Below are 21,585 nucleotides of genomic sequence, written 5' to 3'. Positions count from 1 at the left end.
GCGGCCAAAGTCGCCGCAAGAGTACTCATCAACCTTGCCCACTTCCTGTTATTCGTAGCAAAACCCCACGAAAAAAGCATGAGGTGGTTGGCAAACCAGGCAATGGCGGCCCCGCCGCCTATTAGAAGCCCGAGTCAACCCACCAGCAACAGCCAAACAGGTGAAGCCCACGCATCATAGTCCTCCCGATCGATATAAAATGCGTCCTGCGTCAGGCTCAATCCAAAGAACACTACGCTAACGCATACAAGCACAACTTCTGGCTTGATTCGGTGTTTGTTACCCATAGTCTACTTCAGGCAGAGAAACTGCGCTTTACAGGAGTTGTCCTACGCCGAACAGCAGCACGAACAGCAGCGTGCTCAGGGCCATCTGCTTGAGCAGCGGGTCGAGCTGCATCGATTCCTGCCGCTTCCATACCTGCACGCCGTTGAAAGCCAGCAGCGGCAGCGCGCCCAGAAACAGCCAGCGCCAGGGCGAGGGATTCAGCGGGTAGGTAGTGGCTACGTAGAGCACCGCGGCGGCCACGCCCAGCAGTAGCAGCAGCCAGTGGTAGCGGCGGGCCCGGCGCGGCCCCAGGCGCACGGGCACCGTGATTTTGCCGGCCAGCTCGTCGGAGCGGATGTCGCGGATGTTGTTCACGTTGAGCACTGCGGCCGAAAAGCAACCCAGGCTGGCCGCGGGCAGCAGCACTTCCAGCGGCAGCGACGCGGCCAGCGCCTGCGTGTGCGAATAGGCCTGCAGAAAGTACGTCCCGCATACCCCCACCAGGCCGAAGAACAGGAATACCGACAGGTCGCCGAGGCCGGCGTAGCCGTAGGGCCTGGCGCCGGCGGTGTAGTTGATGGCCGCCCAGATGGCCGCCAGCCCCAGCACCAGGAAGGTACCGAACACCCACAAGCCCGCGAAGCCCAGGGCCACCCACAGCAGCGCCACGCCCACCGCGAACGAGGCCGCGCCGAACAAGACCATGCCCTGCTTCATTTGGGCCGCCGTGATGGCGCCGCTTTGCACCGCGCGCTGCGGCCCTTCGCGGTGCACGCTGTCGGCCCCGTTCTGCGAGTCGCCGTAGTCGTTGGCCAGGTTGCTCAGAATCTGCAGCAGCACGGTGGTCAGGGCGGCCAGGCCCACCACCACGCCGTTGAACTGCCCGCGGCTGGCCGCCAGAAAGGCGCCCATCAGGATGCTGGCCAGCGCCAGGGGCAGGGTGCGGGGCCGAAAGGCCGACAGCCAGGCCTGCCAGCCGGGCGCCGCGGAAGCACGCGAAGAAGTCATTGCAGCGGCAATGGGGGCGGAACGAAAAAACGCATCCTGAGCAAGAGCCCCGAGCCTTTTGCGCCCCCAACGCCAACCGTAACGCCGGTTGTCGGGCCCGCAAAAGGTCCTTGGCTTTCGCTCAGGATGACAAAGAAACAAGCTTACGGCGGGAAGCGCGGGCTACTTCATGATGGCGGCCACCAGCTCGTCGCTCGTGGGCTTCACCTTCGAGGGATAGAAGGCCACCACCTGCCCCTGCTCATTGACCAGGTACTTGCAGAAGTTCCAGCCGGGCTTCTCGTCGGTCACGCCGTTCTTCGATTTGTCGCCCAGGTACTGAAACAGCGGGGCCGCGTCGTCGCCCTTCACCGACACCTTGGCGAACAGCGGGAAGGTCACCCCGTAGTTTTTCTCGCAGAAAGAGGCAATCTGCTCGTTGGTGCCCGGCTCCTGCCCGCCGAAGTTGTTGGCCGGAAAGCCCAGCACCACCACCCGGTCGCCGTGCTTGGTGTAAAGCTCCTCCAACTCCTTGTACTGGGGCGTGTAGCCGCACTCCGAGGCGGTGTTCACGATGAGCAGCTTCTTGCCCTTGTACTTGCTCAGCGGCACGGGCTGGCCGTCGATGCCCGTGAGGGTGAAGTCGTACACCGAGCCGCGAGCGGCAGCGGGGGCAGTAGTAGCGGTTTCGGCCATAGCGGCAGCAGTGGTTTGGTTGGCAGATGGTTTGGTGAGGCCGCCGCAGGCAGCCAGCAATAAAGCCAGGGGTAAGTAAATCATGCGTCTCATGGCAAACGGTGGTTGGAGTCCGCCGCCGGCTGGTTAACCGGCACGGGCGGCAGTTGTTCGGGGCGGGAAAACGCAGGTCAGGCAGGAGGGGCTAGGTAAGCGGCGGCGTGAGCCACTTTTCCACGCTGGCCGGCTGCCAGGCGTGCATGAGCGCGAGCAATTCGTCGATGTCGGCGGCCACCAGCAGCTGGCGGCGGTTTTCGGCCCGCAGCAGCCCCTGCTGGGTCATGTGGTCGAGCAGCTGCAGCAGTCCGTCGTAGAAACCAGCCACGTTCAGCAAGCCGATGGGCTTGCGGTGCAGGCCCAGCTGGCCCCAGGTCAACACCTCGAAAAGCTCTTCTAAGGTACCGAATCCGCCCGGTAAGGCAATAAAACCTTCGGATAGTTCAGCCATGCGCAGCTTGCGCTGGTGCATGGTTTCCACCACTTCCAGCGCGGTGAGGCCCAGGTGGGCTACCTCCTTCTGCTTCAGGAAATCGGGAATGACGCCGATGGCGCGCCCCCCGCTTTGCATCACGGCATCGGCCACGGCGCCCATCAGGCCCACCCGGCCGCCGCCGAATACCAGGGTGATGCCGCGGCGGGCAAAGGTCTGGCCCGTGCGGGCGGCCTGCTCGGTGAAGCGCGCATCGAAGCCGGCGCTGGAGCCACAGTACACTGCAATGGAGTTCATTCGGTTCGGACACTCGGCCCCGGGGCCGGCAGCGTTGCTTAAGGGGTAAAAAGAAAGCGCCAACCGGCGCTTTCCAACTGATACTTACATGCGTTCCGGGACCGACATACCCAGCAGCTTCAGGGCCGCTCGCAGCGTGTCGGCCACCTGCGCCGACAGGGCCACCCGCAGGCTGCGCTTGGCCGCGTCGGGCTCGGCCAGCACCGGCACTTCGGTGTAGAAGCGGTTGTAGATCTTGGCCAGGTCGTAGGCGTACTGGGCAATGACGGCGGGTGAGTACGCTTTGGCGGCCTCGGCCACGGCCGTGGAGTAGCTGGCCAGGGCCTGCACCACGTCGCGCTCGGTTTCGTGCAGCTCGGCGGTGTCGGCGCTCAGCTCGGGCTGAATGCCCATCTCGGCGGCCTTGCGCCGCAGCTGGGCAATGCGGGCGTGGGTGTACTGAATGAAAGGCCCCGTGTCGCCTTCCAGCTTCACCGACTCTTCGGGGTTGAAGAGCATGCGCTTTTTAGGGTCGACTTTCAGCAGGTAGTACTTGAGCGCGCCCAGGCCCAGCTGGTGGTAGAGCTGCGCCAGCTCGGCTTCGCCCAGGCCTTCGGTTTTGCCCTTGGCCAGGGTGGCCTGCTTGGCCGCTTCGGTTACTTCGCGCACCAGCTCGTCGGCATCCACCACGGTGCCTTCACGGCTTTTCATCTTGCCCGAGGGCAAATCCACCATGCCGTAGCTGAGGTGATGGATGGCGTCGGCGTAGGGGCGGTCGAGCTTTTTGAGCACGGCCTTGAGCACCTGCATGTGATAGTTCTGCTCGTCGGCAATGACGTACACCGACGAGTCGTAGCCGAACTGCTCGTACTTGAGCTCGGCCGTGCCCAAATCCTGGGTGATGTACACCGAGGTGCCGTCGGCGCGCAGCAGCAGCTTCTCGTCGAGGCCTTCCGCCTGCAGATCAACCCACACCGAGCCGTTTTCCTTGCGGAAAAATACGCCCTTCTGCAGACCTTCCTCCACGTGCTTTTTGCCCAGCAGGTAGGTTTCCGACTCGTAGTAATACTGGTCGAAGTCGACGCCGATGGTGCGGTAGGTTTCGTCGAAGCCCTCGTACACCCAGCCGTTCATCTGCCGCCACAAACTCACCACTTCCTCGTCGCCGGCCTCCCACTGTTGCAGCATTTCCTGGGCGTGGCGCAGCAGCGGGGCCTCGCGCTTGGCTACTTCCGGGGCCACTCCTTCGGCCTCGAGCTGCTTGATTTGCTCGCGGTAGTGCTTCTCAAACAGCACGTAGTACTTGCCGATGAGGTGGTCGCCCTTGATGCCGGCCGACTGCGGGGTTTCGCCGTGGCCGTACTGCTGGTAGGCCAGCATCGACTTGCAGATGTGAATGCCGCGGTCGTTGACCAGGTTGGCCTTGGTGACGGTGGCGCCGGCGGCTTTCAGAATCTCGGCCACCGAGTAGCCCAGGAAGTTGTTGCGCAAATGGCCCAGGTGCAGGGGCTTGTTGGTGTTGGGCGAGGAGTACTCCACTACCACGCGCTGCGGCCCGCCGGTGTGGAGGGGGGCGGCCACGTCGTGCTCGCACAGCTCGCGCAGCAGCTGCAGCCACTCGGCGTCGGCAATTTCCAGGTTCAGGAAGCCCTTCACCACGTTGAAGCCCTTCACGCGGGGCTCGTGGGCGCTGAGCCATTCGCCCAGGCCCTGCCCGATTTGCTCGGGACCTTTGCCCAAGGGTTTGGTGAGGGGAAACGTGACCAGGGTGAGGGAGCCCGCGAAATCCTTGCGGGTAGGTTGCAGGCTGAGCTGCTCGGCGGGCACGGCCGCGCCAAATACCTGTTGAATAGCGGTGCTCAGGGCCGCTTTGAGGGCTTGTTCGAGTTGTTGCACGAGGTGCGGGGGTTATGGTCGGCGCGCCCCGGGGCGCGCGGCGAAAACGGGAAAGGAAACGACGGGGACGCGTGGCGTAAACCCGGCCCGCGACCACCCCGGGGGCAGCCGCGTCGGCCCGAGGCTTACGCTACATTCGTCGCCCGCTGCGGTTCCGAAACGACCGCCCGACTGAATTCAAAAAGAAGAATGGCCGTGGCTTCACGGCGGCAAAGATAGCCCTCGGCGGCTACCGATGACTACCCCCCGCGGCGTTTCTGCCCCACCCACCGATTTGGCGCCCTCCCCGGCCCGTTCACCAGGTTCCCCGCCGCCGGGAAGCCTCTCTGACGGCCGTATTCCTTCGTCCCGCCAGCGGGCCGAAGGAATACGGGCAGCCCATCCACAAAATCCGCGAACCGAAGGAAGGCGGAGCCAAATCCGTCGAATCCGCCGGAATCCGTGATTCAGCGGCCCGCCACGGTATCGAGGCGCAGGCGCTCCTGAATGGCCTCGGTGGCTTCTTCCAGAATGTCGAAGGCGTTGGCGGCCATGGTGTTTTCCGAGTCCAGCGTGGGGTTGATTTCCACCATCTCGAAGCACACCACGCGCTCGTTTTCGAGCAGGGCGCGGCACAGGGCCTTGGCCTCGGGCACGTCGAGGCCCAGCTCCACGGGCGTGCCGGTGCCCTTCGAGAAGCGCGAGTCCAGCGAGTCCACGTCGAAGGAGATGTACACCAGGTCGCAGAAGCGCAGCTGCTGGTAAATCTCGCGGGCTACCTGCCGCGGCCCCTTGGCGCGGAACTCGTCGAGCCGGAAGTTCTTGATGCCCTTCTGGGCAATGATGGTGTCCTCCTCCACTTCGGTGTCGCGCACCACCACGTACACCAGGTGCTCGGGGATGATTTTGGCGCCTTCTTCGCCCAGGTTTTTGAGGCGGCGCCAGAAGAACTCGGTTTCGGGCTCCACCTGGTTGCGCTGCAGGTCGAGGTGGTCGGCGCCCAGGGCCATGGCCAGGGGCATGCCGTGTACGTTGCCCGAGGGCGTGGTGTAGGGCGAGTGAATGTCGGCGTGGGCGTCGATCCAGACCACGCCGAGGGTTTTGTGGGGGTAGGCGGCCTTGATGCCAGCCATGGTAGCGGCGGCGTTGCTGTGGTCGCCGGCCAGCACCAGGGGAAATTCGCCGAAGCGCAGCGTCTGCTCGACCGTGCCGGCAATGGCCTTCTGCACGGTGTAGATGGCGTCGATGTGCTTGGCGTAGGGAAAGTGGTTTTTGTCGAACAGCACGTGGTTCTGGTCGGGCACCGCCACCGAGTTGAAGCGGCGGAAATAGTCCGAGCCCTTGTTCAGACAGGCTACTTTGAGGGCGTCTACGCCCAGGCTGGCCCCGCGGGTGCCAGCGCCGAGTTCCGACCGAACTTCGATCAGCTTGATGCGTCGCATATCTACTACATCGCAGAAAAATTAAAGGTGTTGTCTGCCGATTGAAGGGGGCCGGCGGGGCCATCCGGAGCGGGCTCAACGGACGGCGCGGCCAAGGCAGCGCCCAGCTAGGCTCGGCACCCGGTGGACCTTCCACGGCATGCCGACGAACAATCAACAACCAAAACACCCCCGAGGGGGTATCTTTGCTGACCGCAAGTTCGTGAAAAATAGCCGTAAATCGGCCTTCACGGCGGTAATTCTCCCTTTTTCAGCCGTTTGTCTGCCCGCTTTGCTGCGCGGCCCATCCCCCCTTCTGCCCGCCGATGGACACGTACCACGACCTGATCAGTCAGACCTTTGATTTTCCCACCCAGGAGTTCACCGTTGAAAGCAACGAGCTGCACTTCCACGGCATTCCGCTGATGGACCTGGTGCAGAAGCACGGCACCCCGCTGCGCCTAACCTACCTGCCCAAAATCAGCACCCAGATTCAGCGGGCCAAGCAGTGGTTTGCCGACGGCATCAAGAAGATTGACTACCAGGGCAGCTACACCTACGCCTACTGCACCAAGGCCTCGCACTTCGCCTTCGTGGTAGAGGAAGCCCTCAAGAACGACGTGCACCTGGAAACGTCGTCGGGCTACGACATGTACATCATCCGTTCGCTGTTCAACCGCGGCAAGATCGACAAGCAAAAGTACATCATTGCCAACGGCTTCAAGCGCGAGCGGTACAAGCGCTACCTCACCGAGTTCATCAACGACGGCTTCGTGAACTGCATGCCGATTCTCGACAATTTGTCGGAAATCGACTACTACGCCGAGCACGTGAACCAGGACGCGCGCGCCAACCTGGGCATCCGCCTGGCCTCCGACGAAGAGCCGCGCTTCCAGTTCTATACCTCACGCCTGGGCGTGCGCTACGCCGACGCCATTCCGCTGTACGAGGAGCGCATCAAGAACGACCCGCGCTTCGAGCTCACGATGCTGCACTATTTCATCAACACGGGCATCAAGGACACCTCGTACTACTGGTCGGAGCTGCGCCGCTTCGTGCACAAGTACTGCGAGCTGCGCAAGGTGTGCCCCACCCTGCACACCATCGACATCGGCGGCGGCCTGCCCATTCAGACTTCCATTCAGAAAGAGTACGACTACCCCTACATGGTGGAGGAGGTGCTGCGCACCATTCAGCGCATCTGCCGCGAGGAAGGCGTGCCCGAACCGCACATCTTCACCGAGTTCGGCATCTTCACCGTGGGCGAATCCGGCGCGCACGTCTACAAGATTCTCGACGAGAAGCTGCAGAACGACAAAGAGCTGTGGTACATGATTGACGGCTCGTTCATCACCAACCTGCCCGACACCTGGGCCCTGAACCAGCGCTTTATCATGCTGGCGCTGAACGGCTGGGAAAAAAGCTACAAGAAGATTCAGCTCGGCGGCCTGACCTGCGACTCGCAGGACTACTACAACGCCGAAAAGCACATCTACCAGGTGTTCCTGCCCGAGCAGGCCCCCGAAAAGCCGCTGTACGTGGGCTTCTTCCACACCGGTGCCTACCAGGAAAGCCTCTCGGGCTACGGCGGCGTAAAGCACTGCCTGATTCCGGCCCCCAAGCACATCATCATCGACCGCGACGCCGACGGCACCGTGCGCGACTGGGAGTTTGCCCCCGAGCAGGATCCCGAGTCGATGATGCGCATTCTGGGCTACGTGTAGGCTTCATACATGCTCGTGTTGCAGCCCGCCCGGTGGTTTCGGCCGCCGGGCGGGCTTTTTTGGCCCTACTCCATTGGCTTTTATAGTGCATCTGGTACTAGGCAAAGTTGCAGGTGTTTTGTAAGTTTGTTCCCCTACAATTTCTTAGCCCCTGCGTCCAATGAAACGAATTTTACTCCTGGCCCTGGCCACGGCGACCCTGGGCCTGGGCGCCTGCAACCGCCAGCGCTGCCCCGCCTACACCAAGTCGAGCCTGCGCACCGCCGAGCCGGTAGCCTCGGCCGCTCCGGTTGCTGCTGAGCGTCAATAGCTCCGCGCCGGCCGCATTTCCGCCCGCCGCGCTTGCCCTGGCAAGTGCGGCGGGCGGGCTCGTTTTCAGGCTTGTCGAAATCTTACTATTCCACATCAGGAAATTACCGTGATGAAATTTTTCTAGGAGGCAACAAACTAGGGGTAACACAAAAGCGTTAATTTTGAGCTGATTGAACCACCCACCCCCTTGCATTTCTTGCACAATTACATGAAAAAGCTACTCATTCTGGCCGCCGCATTCCTGAGCTTCGGGTTGGGTTCCTGCCGTACGCAATGCCCGGCTTACTCGCAGCAGAAGCCCGCCACCCAGCAGGCTACCGCCGTAACGGCCAGCGCCGAAACCAGCGCCGCCGAGCGTCAGTAAGCCGGCGGCTTTTCCAGCAAAACGCCCCGCGGCCAACCGGCTGCGGGGCGTTTTTACTTTGGGGCTTGCATCTGCGCGCCCCGGCTATTCCTGACGAATGATGTAGTCGGCGGCGGCGGGCAGGTCGGGCAGGTGCAGCGCCCCGGGCAGCGGCTCGGCGTCGCCCACCAGAATGCCGCGCACCCCTACCCTGGCGCCGGCCTGCAGGTCGCGGGCCCGGTCGCCCACCAGCCAGCAGCGGGCAGGGTCGAGGGCAAAGCGGGCCAGGGCTTTTTCCAGCATCAGCGAATCGGGCTTGCGCAGCAGCGACTCCGATACCGACGGGTGGCCGGGGGCGTAGTAGAGCGCGTCGATAACGCCGCCGCAGGCCTGCTGCAGCTGGGCGTGGCAAGCCTGCACCTCGGCCGGGCCGTAGAGGCCCTTGGCAATGCCGGCCTGGTTGGTTACCACAATCAGGCGGTAGCCGGCCGCGTGCAGCCGCTGCAGGGCCTGGGGCACGCCGGGCAGCACCACAAAGTCCTCGGGCCGCCACACGTAGGTCCCGATTTCGGCGTTGAGCACTCCGTCGCGGTCGAGGAAAACGGCCCGGGCCGTGGCAGCTTGGTTCATGCGACAAAGGTAGAAGCCCGGCCGCAACCCCGCTGATTCGCGGCCCGGGTCTACCTTTGTCGCGCGGGGCGGTTATGGCATCAAGCGGCCCTTGAGCGCATGAGAGTAGCAATTCTGGGTGGCGGCATTACGGGGCTGGCCACCGCCTGGCACCTGCAACAAGCTGGCGCCACCGTCCACGTATATGAAGCGGGCCCCACGGCCGGAGGCAACGTGGGCACCCGCCAGCACCCGGCAGGCTACGTGCTCGAGCTGGGGCCCAATTCCTTGCAGCTCAGCCCCGAGTTGGAAGAGCTGATTCAGGCCCTGCACCTAAACGACCGAATTCGAGAGCCCGAGGCGGTGAGCGGACGGCGTTACGTGGTGCGCGGCGGCCAGCCCCGCGAGCTGCCCGGCCGGCCCCAGCAGCTGCTGTTCAACGGCTTTTTCAGTTTGAAAGCCCGCTTCGCGGTGCTGCGCGAGCTGAGCCGCCCGGCCCAGCCGGCCGACCCGCAGGAAACCATTGCTCACTTCTTCCGCCGCCGCTTCGGCCCGGAAATCCTCGACTACGCCGTCAACCCCTTCGTGTCGGGCATCTACGCCGGCGACCCGGAGCGGCTGCTGCTGCAGCGCACCTTCCCGCAGCTGGCGGCCCTGGAGCAGGAGCACGGCTCGGTACTCAAGGGCCTGGCCCGCAGCATGAAGGGCGTGGGCCGCCGCCGCATCATCTCCTTCCGGGGCGGCCTGCAAACCCTCACCGACGCGCTGGCCACCCAGCTGGCCTACCTGCACCTGAACACCCGCGTGCAGGCGCTGGAGCCGCTGCCGGACGGGCGCTACCAGCTTCGCCTGGCCGAAGGCGCGGCCTCCCCCGAGCCCTTCGACGCGCTGGTGCTGGCCTTGCCCGCCTACGCCGCCGCCCCGCTGCTGCAGCCCCTGAATGACGCGGCCGCAACGGCACTGCAAGCCGTGCACTACCCGCCCCTTACGGCCGTGCACACGGCCTACGACCGCGCCGACGTGGCGCACCCGCTCAACGGCTTTGGGGCGCTGAGCCCGCGGGTGGAGCAGCCGGTGGCGGCGGGCACCTTGTGGAGCAGCTCGCTGTTTCCCGATCGGTGCCCCGCGGGCCAGGTGCTGCTCACCTCCTTCGTGGGCGGGGCCCAGTACGAGGAGCTGGCCCGGCAGCCCGACGAGCAGTTGCTGGCGGCGCTGCGCGGGGAGCAGCGCCGGCACTACGGCATCCGGCCCGGGGCCCGCCCGCGGTTTCAGGAGCTGTTTCGCTGGGAGAAAAGCATTCCGCAGTTCGACGAGCGGATTGGGGCTGCCCACGCGGCGGCCGATGCGCTGGAAGCCCGCGGCATCTGGACGGCGGCCAACTGGCGGGCGGGCGTGGGCATTCCCGACTGCCTGCGCCGGGCCCGGCTAGTGGCCGAAAAAATTAACGCAGCCCGCCGGGCGTAATTGTTACTTTTGAGTTAATGAACGATTCGCTCGTCATCATACCGACCTACAACGAACGGGAAAACGCCGAGCTGATCATCCGGAAGGTGTTTTCGCTGCCCAAGGCCTTCGACGTGCTCATCATCGATGACGGCTCGCCCGATGGCACGGCCGGCATTGTGCGCGGCCTGATGGCGGAGTTCCCGGGTCGGCTGCACCTGGAAGAGCGCAGCGGCAAGCTGGGCCTGGGCACGGCCTACATCCACGGTTTCCGCTGGGCCCTGGCGCGCGGCTACGGCTACATCTTCGAAATGGACGCCGACTTCTCGCACAACCCCGAAGACCTGGTGCGCCTCTACGAAGCCTGCGCCGTGCAGGGCCACGACCTGGCCATCGGCTCGCGCTACATCACCGGCGTGAACGTGGTGAACTGGCCCATGAACCGGGTGCTCATGTCGTGGTTTGCCTCGGCCTACGTGCGCTTCGTCACCGGCATGCCCGTGATGGACGCCACCGCCGGCTTCAAGTGCTACGCGGCCCAGGTGCTGCGCACCATTCCCCTCGAGCGCATTCACTTCGTGGGCTACGCCTTCCAGATCGAGATGAAGTGGCTGGCCTACAAGTATGGCTTCCGGGTGACGGAAGTACCCATTATCTTCACCGACCGCACGCGCGGCGCCTCCAAAATGAGCAAAGGCATCTTCAAGGAAGCCCTGCTGGGCGTGGTGCAGATGAAGATTGACAGCTGGTTCCGGCGCTTCGACCGTCCGGCCACCGCTGACCGCGCCGCGCCGGCTTTCCCGGCATCGGCTACAACCCCGGCCCCCGAAACTCGGTAAGGTCCCCAACGCCCCCGCGGGCTTCGTTTCCGCCTCGTACGTACTGCATGCAAAATACCTGGTTCTGGGTCGGCTTCAACGTGTTTGTGCTGGCCATGCTGCTCATCGACCTGCTGGTGTTCAACCGCAAAGCGCACGTGGTGCGCATGCGGGAGGCCCTGAGCTGGAGCGCCTTCTGGATTGCCCTGTCGCTGGCCTTCAACTACCTCGTGTACCACTACATGGGCCGCGAGGCGGGCATGAACTTCCTCACCGGCTACCTGCTGGAAAAGGCCCTGAGCGTCGACAACCTGTTCGTGTTCCTGCTCATCTTCACCTACTTCAAGGTGCCGGGCGAGTACCAGCACAAGATCCTGTTCTGGGGCGTGCTGGGGGCCCTGGTACTGCGCGCCCTGTTCATCGTGCTGGGCGCGGCCCTCATTGCCAAGTTCAGCTGGACGCTTTACCTGCTGGGCGTGTTCCTGGTGTACACCGGGGTGAAGATGGCCACCAGCGCCGGCGACCCCAACATCGACCCCGAGAACAACCCGGTGGTGAAGTTCCTGAGCCGCCACCTGCCCATCACCAACAAGTACGAGGGCGGTAAATTCTTCGTGCGCAAGGAAAAGCTGCTCTTCGCCACGCCCCTGTTCGTGGTGCTGGTGATGGTGGAAACCACCGACGTGGTCTTCGCCGCCGACTCGATTCCCGCCATCCTGGCCATTACCCAGGACAAGTTCATCGTGTACACCTCCAACGTGTTTGCCCTGCTGGGGCTGCGGGCCCTGTACTTCGCCCTGGCCGGGCTCATGCAGCTGTTCCACTACCTGCACTACGGCCTCTCGCTCATCCTCATCTTCATCGGCGGCAAGCTGCTGCTCCACGACTTCGTGCACGTGCCCACCGAGTGGGCCCTGGGTACGGTGGCCCTGCTGCTGGGCCTCTCGGTGGTGATGTCGCTGCTGCTGCCCAAGAAGGCCGAGCCGGAAGCCGCCGACGAGCCGCCCCTGCCCCCGGTGAGCTGACCGGCCCCGCCCCAACGCAAACCGCGCCACGCCTCCCGGGAGACGTGGCGCGGTTTGCGTTGCGGGGCGCCGTAGCGCGAACGGGGTAGTTCGAGCGGCAGAACGACCAGGCGGCGCGGGGCTACGCGAACTAAAAGTTCGCGCTACACCGGGCTGGCCTTACTTGGGCCGCTGGGCAGGCTCCTCGTCCTGGCGCGGGGCGGTGGTGTTCACGCCCTCGTCGGGGGCGCCGCCGGTGTTGAGCAGGTCGATGAGGTTGATGGGCTCGAACTGGCTGCTGTCGGGCGCGGCTACGCGGGTGGTGTCGGGGCGGGCCTGGAAGTTCATGAACTGCCGGGCCGGGCCGGTCAGGCTCACCGAGCGGCTCAGCCCGTCGGCCTCACTTTCGGGAATGTAGCCGCGGGCGGCCATGATGTCGGCAATCAGGCGGAAGAAGTAGCGGGTGCTGCGGCGCAGGTCACCGTAGGCATCAAACGAGCCGCGGGCCTGGCGGGGCTTGGGAATGATGCTGGCCAGGTACAGGCTTTCCTGCAAATTCAGCTCGGCGGGCTCCTTGCCGTAGTAGAAGCGGGCCGCCTCCATCACGCCGTACACGCCCCGCTCGCCCGAGGGCCAGCGGTAGCGGCTCGGCCCCCACTCGATGATGTTCAGGTACACCTCCATCATGCGCTGCTTGCTCACCAGGCGGGTGTTTTCGATCAGCCACACAATCAGGGCTTCCTCTACCTTGCGGGCCACCACCTTCTCGCGGGTCAGGAACACGTTCTTGACCAGCTGCATGGAGAGCGTGCTGCCGCCGCGGGCGAAGCGCTTCTCCTTGATGTTCTGGATGGCCGACTTCACGAAGGCCTTTTCCATGAAGCCCTTGTGGGTGAAGAAGCGCGGGTCTTCGGCCGTGATGATGGCGTACTTGAGGTAGTCCGACACCTGGCTGAAGGGCACGAAGTCGGGGTTGGAGGGCCCCACGGCAAAGGTCTTGAGCGAGTCGCCCCGGTCGTTGTAGGCGGTGTAGTCGAACTCGGTGTTGAGCTTGCGCAGATCCACCTTGCCGAAGCGGGTGATGCTGAAGTCCTTGCTTTTCTTCAGGCCCGAGTCGAAGCGCAGCGAGTCGATCTGCTGCATGTCGAGGGCCGCGCTCAGGCGGTACTGCAGCGTGCCGGTGCCCTGCATGCCCTCCACCGTCTCAAACATGCCCTCGGGCAAGGAGGCGAAGAAGTCGGTGGTCCTGGTTTCGGCCGACTCCACCTGCAAGGCCACCTGCAGGCCGGCCAGGCGGCCGGTGTAGGGCTTGGCCGTGGGCAGCGCGTCGGGCGGGGTGCGGCGCAGCTCGGGGCGCAGGCGCACGCTCAGCTGCGGGTACAGCTCCATGCGGTTGAGGGTGATTTTGCTGCCCTTGTCGAGCGAGGCGTAGTTCTGGCCCAGGGTGGCCACGAAGTCCAGGCCGCCGCGGCGCACCACGATGTCGGCCGTGGCCAGCTTGGGGTGGTTCACCACGAAGTTGCTGGCCGAGGCCGCCCCGCGCACCGTCAGGTTGTCTTTGTCGCTGTCCTTGCCCGTCAAACTCAGGCGCAGGGTGTCGAACTGCACCCGGGCGCCGTAGCGGCGCAGCACGTAGGGCAGCACCACCGGGCGGCGCTGGGCGGCAAACACCTCCAGCTGGGCCTCGTAGTCGCCGGCCTCCACGTGGCCGCGCAGCCCGATCTGGTTGCTGACCGAGTCGAGGATGACCGTGAGCTGCCCCTCGATGTCGCCGTCTTCGATGCTGAAGCGCGGCATGGTGAGGCGGGCCTGGTGGCGGGGGCCGTCGTACACCACCAGGAAGTCGCGGAAGTCGGCCTCCTCGGGCAGGTTGTCGAAGGCGGCCTCCAGCAGCTGGTTGGCCAGCAGGCCGTAGTTGGTGCCCTGGGTGGTGTCGCGCACCACGGCCGCGGCGGCGCCGCGCTTTTTCAGCAGGAAACCGTAGTTGTCGCCGGCCGCGGTTTTGCGGGCCGTGAGGCGGGCGCGCTCAATCTGCAGGTTGCTGAACACCGGGCGCCGGGCAAACAAGGAGCGCAGGCTGATGCTCGCGTTCAGGCTGCGGGCCGTGAGCAGGGTGTCGGCGCCGGGCGTGGTGGGCACCAGGCTCAGGCCCTCTACCTGCACCGAGTTCAGGTCGGTGAAACGGGCCGGGCCCAGGGTGAGCGTGACGGGGTAGCGGCGCTCCACTTTCTGCTTGGTCACGCGCAGGGCATACTGCAGCAGCTCTTCGCGCTTGAGCAGAAACACGCCCAGGCCCAGCAGCAGCAGCAGGCCCAGGCTGCCCAGGGTCCAGAACAGTATCTTCTTGGTTTTCGGATTCACTCGCGGGGGGGTAGGTAAGCGCGGGCCGCTCTGGCCAGATTCGTGCCGAACCCGGGCCGCGCATGCTACAAAAGTATACTATATCTGCCCCTACGCCAGCCCGGCTCCCGCGTTGCCCGCCGACCGGCCGCGCCCGGCGGCTCTTTCCCGCCGCCCGGCCCGCAGCCCCCGCAATTAATGTCGTAGCCCTCCGCCCGCGGTGCTACCTTCGCGCCACCAAGCCCGGCAGCCGGCCGGGGAGCCGCCGTAGCGCGAACTTTGTAGTTCGCGTACCCCGCGCCGACTGGTCGTTCTGCCACGCGCACGACAACCGCCGGTCAGCGCAGCTAAAGTGCGCACTACTGGTAGACAGCTCGTTCTGGCACGCGAACTACAAAGTTCGCGCTACTGGCGCCCCGCCCTCCAGCCGGCCCGGCCCGGCGGGGCAAGGTCCTTCGCTCTGCTCAGGATGACAGCTCCGACCCCACGTCCCAATCCAGCCCCGGTCCCCACCTGAGCCTCCAACTAAGACCTAAGCCCCAAGTCCCTAAGACCTACCTCCCCCATGCTCCACGACGCCCTCACCCCGCTCACCGCCCTCTCGCCCCTCGACGGCCGCTACCGCCGCCAGACCGCCCCGCTGGCCGCCTACTTCTCCGAGCTGGCGCTGATTCGCTACCGGGTGCTGGTGGAGGTGGAGTACTTCATTGCCCTCTGCGAGCTGCCCCTGCCCCAGCTGGAGCAGGTACCCGCCGCCGCGTTTGAGCCCCTGCGCCGCCTCTACCTCGACTTCACCGAGGCCGAGGCCGAGGCCGTAAAGGCCCACGAGCGCGTGACCAACCACGACGTGAAGGCCGTGGAGTACTGGCTGCGCGACCAGTTCGCGGGGCTCGGGCTGACGGCCTTCCAGGAGTTCATTCACTTCGGGCTCACCTCGCAGGACATCAACAACACGGCCGTGCCGCTGAGTTTGCGCGAGGCCCTGCACCACGAGCTGCTGCCGGCCTACGAGCAGCTCATCGACCAGCTCCGGGCCTTCGCCGCCGAGTGGCAGGCGGTGCCCATGCTGGCCCGCACCCACGGGCAGCCGGCCTCGCCCACCCGCCTGGGCAAGGAAATCGAAGTGTTCATTGCCCGCCTCGACGCCCAGCTGCGGCTGCTGCGGCAGGTGCCCTTCGGCGCCAAGTTCGGCGGGGCCACCGGCAACTTCAACGCCCACCACGTGGCCTACCCCGGCGTCGACTGGCACCAGTTCGGCACGCGCTTCGTGAACGAGCAGCTGGGCCTGTCGCGCTCCTACCCTACCACCCAGATCGAGCACTACGACCACCTGGCCGCCACCTGCGACGGGCTCAAGCGCCTCAACACCATTCTCATCGACCTGTGCCGCGACGTGTGGCAGTACATCTCGCTGGGCTACTTCCGCCAGCAGATCAAGGCCGGTGAGGTGGGCTCCTCGGCCATGCCCCACAAGGTCAACCCCATCGATTTCGAAAACGCCGAGGGCAACCTGGGCTTGGCCAACGCCGTGCTCGAGCACCTGGCCGCCAAGCTGCCCATCTCCCGCCTGCAGCGCGACCTGACCGACTCCACCGTGCTGCGCAATCTGGGCGTGCCGCTGGGCCACACCCTGCTCTCGCTCACGGCCCTGCAGCGCGGCCTGGGCAAGCTGGCCCTCGACCCCGCCGCCCTGCACCGCGACCTGGAGCAGAACTGGGCCGTGGTGGCCGAGGCCATCCAAACCATTCTGCGCCGCGAAGCCTACCCCGACCCTTACAACGCCCTCAAGGGCCTCACCCGCACGGGCGAGGCCATTTCGGCCCGCACCCTACAAGGCTTCATCGACGGGCTCGACGTACCCGACGCCGTGAAAGCCGAGCTGCGCGCCATCACCCCCCACAGCTACGTGGGCGTGTAAGCCCATCCGCAGCCCTGGCAGTATGTACCTGCGTTTTACCACCCGCTTCACCGACGAGACGGGCCAAAGCGTCACCGGCATCTTCAACGCGGTGGCGTATGTGCGCGACTATGCGGCCACCGACAAAGCCGACGTGGATCAGCTGGCCGAGTTGTACCAGTGGTTCAACAAGAACCTGAAAGTCCCGCCCTGCTTCGACGCTTACGATGACCCGCACAATCTTAGCCCCCTGGCGTGGTTTAAGGACTCGGCAGCCGAACACATCCGCATGATGCGCCACATCGTGCGGCTGCTGGCCAAGTACGACGTGGTAGTGGAAATGATCCATAGCCGTGACCCGGGTCCCATTCTCTACCACGACGAGTTTCAGGTAGCGGCGTTTCCGCCGCACACCCGCCAGCTTCAGGTGCATTGATTGTCGGCTCGGGCCCCTGCCCCGGCCCGACCGACTGGCTGCCTCCGGCCGCGCGCCGGTATCGGGTGGGGTTGGTTGGTGGGTAAGTTCCTCTCCGCCGGCCAGCCGAATGCCCGCGCTCTTTCCTCATTTGCCAGACTCCTCCCATACTGTTGGACAAGGCCCGGCTTCCTCTGTGACAGGAAGCCGGGCCTTGTCCGACAGGAAGCCGGGCCTAGTCGGACAAGGCCCGGCTCCTGGTCCGACAGGATAAGTCCCTTCCAGTCGGACAGGAAGCCGGGCCTTGTCCGACAGGATAGGGACCCCGCCTTCAAACGGGGTAGGCCATGCAGTTAATGCAAAGCCCCCGGCCTGGCAAAACCGGGCCGGGGGCTGCTGTGCAAACGAGCCCGCTGAGGGCCCGGCGACGGTACTAAGCCACGTCGAGCAGGCTGGGAGCTACGCCGGCGCGCAGGTCGGTACCCTTGTGGTGGCGGTTGCGCACTTCTACCCGCCAGTCGGGGCCGGTTACGCCAGCGGGAGCCACCACGATGATTTCGCCGGGCATGTTGCGCACTACCACCGTAGCACGCACGGCCGCGGCCGTGCCCTTCTGGAAGAACACGCCCTCATCGGCAGCTTTAGCGTCGAACTTAAGGCCGGTACCCGAAAGGCGCACGGGTGCGCCGGCCGTGAAGCGCTGGTTCACGGTTTGAGTGGTGGCATCGGTCACCGCCTGGATGCGCGGCTCGGGCCGGGCCGCTGCTACACGCTCCACGCGGGTCTGGTCGGCCAGCAGCTTGGCCAGCTTCTGCCCCGGCTGCAGGCGGGCCACCACCTGGTGGCGGCTGGGGTCGAAGGCGGTATCAGGCGAGGCGAAGGAGCCGGTGATGCTCACCCCGTAGTTGGCAAAGCCGGTGTTGACGGTGCGCCCCTCGGCCACCACGTCGGCAATGACGCTGGGCAGCAAGGCAAACACCGCCCGCAAATCGGCTTCAGTAAGGGTGCTGCCGCGCTTGAGCAGGCGGGCAATCAGGTCGTCTTCGGTGGCCGTGCCCTGGGTCACGGTCTGGGCGGTGTAGCCGCTGTCGGGCGAAATCTTGCTTTCGCGCAGGGCATAGGTGATGGACATACAAACAATTGAGAAAAAGGATGAAGGCCCCGGGCCTAGCTGGCCGGCAAGGTCCCCTAATGGGGCCTGATGGAGATAATGCTAAAAAAGATTCCGTAATAATGCAAGATCCGGTAAGCCGTAAAAAATACCCGGAAGTAGGTATTGTGCCAGCCGGCGGGCGGCGGCTACCTTTGAAGATTGCCGTCTGGCGCCAACGCTTCCCGGCTCTTTTTCTCGTTGCTTATGAGTAACCTCTCCTCCCCCGCGCACTCTTCCAGGGCCCGGCGCTTCTTTTGCCTACTCGGCTGGCTGCCCGTGCTGCTGCTGGCCCTGGGCCTGGCCCCAGCCGCCCAGGCCCAAACTTGCAACCTCTATTTTGAAACCCAAGCCGCGGTGGACAGCTACGTGGCCTCTGGCGTCCGCTGCCCCACGGCCCAGTCGCTCTTCATCCGGGGCTTCATTCGCAACAGCGACGGATCCACCAACGGGGGGGTCTCGGATATCAGCGGCTTGCTGCACATCACCGCCGTGACGCAGGGCGTGTTGGTTGTGATGGGTGAAATGTCTAGCCTGGCCGGTTTGGCCAACATTCAAAATATCGGGGGAGGGTTGACCATCCAGGGTGTAATAGCCCCGACTGCGCTTAATGCCTTCCCCAACCTGCAGCGGGTCGGCGGCACGGTGGGAATTACCCTCAGCCCCGGCCTGACGGGTATTGCCGGGTTCGGCCGACTGCAAAGCGTGCAGAGCATTACCATTCATGACTGCTTAAATCTGGTTAGCATCGCCGGGTTCGGGGCGCTGACCACCGCGGAGTATATTTCCATCTCATCGATGCCGGCTCTGCGCTCCATTAGCGGGTTTGGCAACCTGCATACTATCACCGGGCCGACTCCAGGGGTATCAAACGCATTGGGGATATCCTATAATCCCGTTCTGGAAACCATTCCGGCTTTTCCTACCCTCGCCTCCGTGGGGAGCATTAGCATCACCGCGAATCCCCGGCTGCAGACGGTCGTTGGATTCGACGGGTTGCGGAGCGCCTCCTACATCAACATCGGTGAGAATACGGCCTTGCACACTATCTCGGGCTTCAACGGCCCTCTGGTGGTGACGCCCATTGGCGGCTCTTACGGACACATAAACATTGGCCAGAACTCGGCCCTGGAAACCCTCGCCGGCTTTGACGGATTGGAAGCTTTGCACGTGAACATTGGCAATAATCCCCGCCTGCGGGATATTGCCAGCTTCAACAACAGCAAGTTGAACGGGCAGCTCAGCGTGTACGACAACGCGGGCCTAGAGAAAATTACCGGGTTTCGGTCGCTGAGAGGGGTACAGGATGTATCTATTTCCCGGAACGCGGTACTGGACAGCATTAGCGGCATCACGGGAAGCGCTGCCCCGCGGGGAATTTTCATACAAGACAACCCCACCCTGCGGACCCTTACGCCCGGTCTGGCCTTTGCCGACTATTCTGCCCTGAACTTTCTCTACCTGCTCAACAACAGCAGCCTGGCCGGGTGCAATGTGTCCTGGATTTGCCAGTACCTGGCCCGCGGCGGCTCCGCCAACATCAGCGGCAACGCGCCCAGCTGCACCTACGCGGCCATTCAGCAGGGCTGCGCCTCGGCGCCCACCAACGACCTGGTGGTGGCCGGTAGCCAAAGCATCAGCGGCAGCTACCGCAACGTGACCGTCACGGGCACGGGCGTGGCCACGCTCAGCGGGCCGCTCACGGTGGCCGGCACCCTGGCCGTGCAAAGCGGGGGCACGCTGGTCACCAACTGCCAGCCCCTGACCGGCCCCGGCAACTTCTTCCTGCTGAGCGGCGGCCGCCTGAACGTGTGCGCCCCGGCTGGCCTGGCTACTGCCGGGGCAAGCGGCGCCGTGCAGCTCACGGGCACCCGCTCGTTCAGCGCCGACGCCGACTACGCCTACACCGGCACCCAGGCCCAGGCCACCGGCAACGGCCTGCCCCCCGTGGTGCGCCGCCTGGCCCTCGACAACCCGGCCGGCCTCACCCTCAGCCAGCCCCTGGCCGTGACCCAGCTGCTCACGCTCACCGCCGGCACCCTGTCTACCAGCGGGCAGATGCTGACGCTGCGCTCCGACTCGGCGGGCACGGCGATGGTGGTGAACGACGGCGGCGTGGTGCAGGGCGCGGCCACGGTGCAGCGCTACGTGTCGGGCACGGTGAACCCCGGGCGCGGCTACCGCCACTTCTCGGCCCCGGTGAGCAACACCACCGTGAGTGACCTGGCCACGGCTGGCTTCGCGCCGGTGGTAAACCTGGCCTACAACAGCTCGGCCACGCCCAACCTGGTGACGCCCTTCCCCACCGTGTTCGGCTACGACCAGAGCCGCCTGAGCCTGAGCAATAACCTGTCGGCCTTCGACAAGGGCTGGGTCTCGCCCGCTTCCCTGGGCAGCCCGCTGCAGGTGGGCCGCGGCTACACCGTCAACCTGCCCGCCGCGCAGACCGTGGACTTCGTGGGTAGCCTGAATAATGGCAACGTGGCCCAGAGCCTGGCGCGCGGCCCGCAGGCCGACGCGGGCTGGCACCTGGTGGGCAACCCCTACCCGGCGCCCCTGGACTGGAGCCGCGTGGCCCCCGCTGACCGCAACGGCCTGACCGGCGCCGTGTACGTGTTCCAGAGCGCCTCGCAGTACGGGGGCAGCTACCGCGCCTACGTCAACGGCATCGGCAACCCGGTGGTGGCGTTGGGCCAGGGCTTCTTCGTGCGCGTGGCCGACACGGCCGCCAGCGCCACCCTGACGCTGCGCAACGCCCACCGCCTCACCAGCCCCGCCGCCCAGCCCGCCTTCCAGCGCGGCCCGCTGGCCGACCCCCGCACCCGGGTGGAGCTGACCTTGCGCAACAGCGCCGGTAGCCTCGCCGACGCCACGTACGTGTACTTCGAAGCCGGCGCCACCGCCGGCGTCGACGCGCAGTACGACGCCTACCAGCTGCCCAACACCACGGGCCTGGCGCTGGCCAGCCTGGCGGGCCCCACGGCCCTGTCCATCAACGGCCTGCCCCTGCTCGCGGCCCAAACCGTGGTGCCGCTGCAGGTGCGCGTGCCCGCTGCCGGCAGCTACACCCTGCACGCCACCGAGCTGCTCAACCTGGCCACCACCGAGCTCTACCTGGTCGACGCCGTCACGGGCCAGCAGGTGAACCTGCGCCAGCAGCCCCAGTACGCCTTCGCGGCCCCCGCCGCCGCCCAGCCCGGCCGCTTCACGCTGCGCTTCACGCCCAGCGCCATTGCCGCCGCCCGCCCGGGCAGCTGGGCCGCCGGCCTGGCCCTCTACCCCAACCCGGCCCGCCAGCAGGCCACCCTCCTGCTGCCGGCCGTAGCCGGCGCCAAGCAGGCCGAGGCGGTGCTCTACAACGCCCTGGGTCAGCCCGTGCGGCGCTTGGCGGCCGCGCTGGGCACGACCACGGGCCTGGACCTGACGGGCCTGGCGGCCGGCGTGTACACCCTGCGCGTGCAGGCCGGCGCCGAAACCGCTACCAAGCGCCTGGTGGTGGAATAAGCCCGGCTACCTTGCCCCATTGCGACACGCCCCGC

17 protein-coding genes are annotated in these 21,585 nt (G+C 65.4%); 9 read left to right on the top strand and 8 right to left on the bottom strand.

The genetic code is table 11. The features are described from left to right. Positions 1-315 precede the first annotated feature (315 nt). From ACE191_RS00135 to ACE191_RS00115, 5 genes are all read right to left on the bottom strand, one after another. Positions 316-1,275: a 1,4-dihydroxy-2-naphthoate polyprenyltransferase gene (locus tag ACE191_RS00135; protein WP_400190143.1), complete on the bottom strand. Its 960-nt coding sequence runs from the start codon at positions 1,273-1,275 to the stop codon at positions 316-318. 162 nt (positions 1,276-1,437) lie between these two features. After that, the gene (locus ACE191_RS00130; protein WP_400190142.1) at positions 1,438-2,043 is read right to left on the bottom strand and encodes a glutathione peroxidase; all 606 of its coding nucleotides are present in this window, start codon (positions 2,041-2,043) and stop codon (positions 1,438-1,440) included. Positions 2,044-2,134: 91 nt separating this feature from the next. Further along, positions 2,135-2,716 (bottom strand): TIGR00730 family Rossman fold protein, encoded by a 582-nt coding sequence (locus ACE191_RS00125; RefSeq protein WP_400190141.1) that lies wholly within the window; start codon positions 2,714-2,716, stop codon positions 2,135-2,137. Positions 2,717-2,800: 84 nt separating this feature from the next. Next, entirely contained in the window at positions 2,801-4,591 is a 1,791-nt protein-coding gene (gene argS / locus ACE191_RS00120; protein WP_400190140.1) for an arginine--tRNA ligase, read from the bottom strand. Between the two features lie 446 nt (positions 4,592-5,037). Next, positions 5,038-6,012: an arginase gene (locus ACE191_RS00115; protein WP_400190139.1), complete on the bottom strand. Its 975-nt coding sequence runs from the start codon at positions 6,010-6,012 to the stop codon at positions 5,038-5,040. Between the two features lie 305 nt (positions 6,013-6,317). On the opposite strand from ACE191_RS00115, the gene ACE191_RS00110 reads away from it, so the two are divergent. The 3 genes from ACE191_RS00110 (at position 6,318) to ACE191_RS00100 (ending at position 8,391) form a co-directional block, all read left to right on the top strand. Further along, positions 6,318-7,715 carry an arginine decarboxylase gene (locus tag ACE191_RS00110; RefSeq protein ID WP_400190138.1) on the top strand — a complete coding sequence of 466 codons (1,398 nt, stop codon included), beginning with the start codon at positions 6,318-6,320 and terminating at the stop codon, positions 7,713-7,715. Between the two features lie 160 nt (positions 7,716-7,875). Further along, the gene (locus ACE191_RS00105) at positions 7,876-8,025 is read left to right on the top strand and encodes a hypothetical protein (protein WP_400190137.1); all 150 of its coding nucleotides are present in this window, start codon (positions 7,876-7,878) and stop codon (positions 8,023-8,025) included. Positions 8,026-8,235: 210 nt separating this feature from the next. Continuing rightward, entirely contained in the window at positions 8,236-8,391 is a 156-nt protein-coding gene (locus tag ACE191_RS00100) for a hypothetical protein (RefSeq protein WP_400190136.1), read from the top strand. Positions 8,392-8,475: 84 nt separating this feature from the next. Here ACE191_RS00100 and ACE191_RS00095 read toward each other — a convergent pair whose 3' ends face one another. After that, positions 8,476-9,000 carry a D-glycero-alpha-D-manno-heptose-1,7-bisphosphate 7-phosphatase gene (locus tag ACE191_RS00095; protein ID WP_400190135.1) on the bottom strand — a complete coding sequence of 175 codons (525 nt, stop codon included), beginning with the start codon at positions 8,998-9,000 and terminating at the stop codon, positions 8,476-8,478. 99 nt (positions 9,001-9,099) lie between these two features. On the opposite strand from ACE191_RS00095, the gene hemG reads away from it, so the two are divergent. From hemG to ACE191_RS00080, 3 genes are read left to right on the top strand one after another with little or no spacing between them, the layout of a single operon-like run. Then, positions 9,100-10,443, top strand: coding sequence for a protoporphyrinogen oxidase (hemG, locus tag ACE191_RS00090; protein WP_400190134.1), 1,344 nt, complete (start codon positions 9,100-9,102; stop codon positions 10,441-10,443). Between the two features lie 17 nt (positions 10,444-10,460). Beyond that, complete coding sequence (locus ACE191_RS00085; protein ID WP_400190133.1) at positions 10,461-11,261, top strand: polyprenol monophosphomannose synthase; 801 nt, start codon at positions 10,461-10,463, stop codon at positions 11,259-11,261. Positions 11,262-11,308: 47 nt separating this feature from the next. Beyond that, positions 11,309-12,265 carry a TerC family protein gene (locus ACE191_RS00080; protein WP_400190132.1) on the top strand — a complete coding sequence of 319 codons (957 nt, stop codon included), beginning with the start codon at positions 11,309-11,311 and terminating at the stop codon, positions 12,263-12,265. Between the two features lie 159 nt (positions 12,266-12,424). Here the strand turns inward: ACE191_RS00080 and ACE191_RS00075 are convergent, their stop codons facing one another. Continuing rightward, a complete protein-coding gene (locus tag ACE191_RS00075) occupies positions 12,425-14,605 on the bottom strand; it encodes a transglycosylase domain-containing protein (RefSeq protein ID WP_400190131.1) in 2,181 nt (726 codons plus the stop codon). A gap of 544 nt (positions 14,606-15,149) precedes the next feature. Between ACE191_RS00075 and purB the strand changes: the two genes are divergently transcribed. After that, positions 15,150-16,502, top strand: a complete 1,353-nt coding sequence (purB, locus tag ACE191_RS00070) for an adenylosuccinate lyase (protein ID WP_400190130.1) — start codon at positions 15,150-15,152, stop codon at positions 16,500-16,502. Positions 16,503-16,524: 22 nt separating this feature from the next. After that, positions 16,525-16,917, top strand: coding sequence for a hypothetical protein (locus tag ACE191_RS00065; protein WP_400190129.1), 393 nt, complete (start codon positions 16,525-16,527; stop codon positions 16,915-16,917). A gap of 412 nt (positions 16,918-17,329) precedes the next feature. Here ACE191_RS00065 and ACE191_RS00060 read toward each other — a convergent pair whose 3' ends face one another. Further along, positions 17,330-18,028, bottom strand: a complete 699-nt coding sequence (locus tag ACE191_RS00060; RefSeq protein ID WP_400190128.1) for a DNA-binding domain-containing protein — start codon at positions 18,026-18,028, stop codon at positions 17,330-17,332. A 225-nt stretch (positions 18,029-18,253) separates the two neighbouring features. Between ACE191_RS00060 and ACE191_RS00055 the strand changes: the two genes are divergently transcribed. After that, the gene (locus tag ACE191_RS00055) at positions 18,254-21,550 is read left to right on the top strand and encodes a T9SS type A sorting domain-containing protein (RefSeq protein ID WP_400190127.1); all 3,297 of its coding nucleotides are present in this window, start codon (positions 18,254-18,256) and stop codon (positions 21,548-21,550) included. The last annotated feature ends 35 nt before the right edge of the window (positions 21,551-21,585 follow it).

The sequence above is a fragment of the Hymenobacter sp. B81 genome, from assembly GCF_044628455.1.
Classification (GTDB): Bacteria; Bacteroidota; Bacteroidia; order Cytophagales; family Hymenobacteraceae; genus Solirubrum.
The sequence above is the reverse complement of the archived record's forward strand: the minus strand, read 5'-3'. Positions and strand labels throughout refer to the sequence as shown.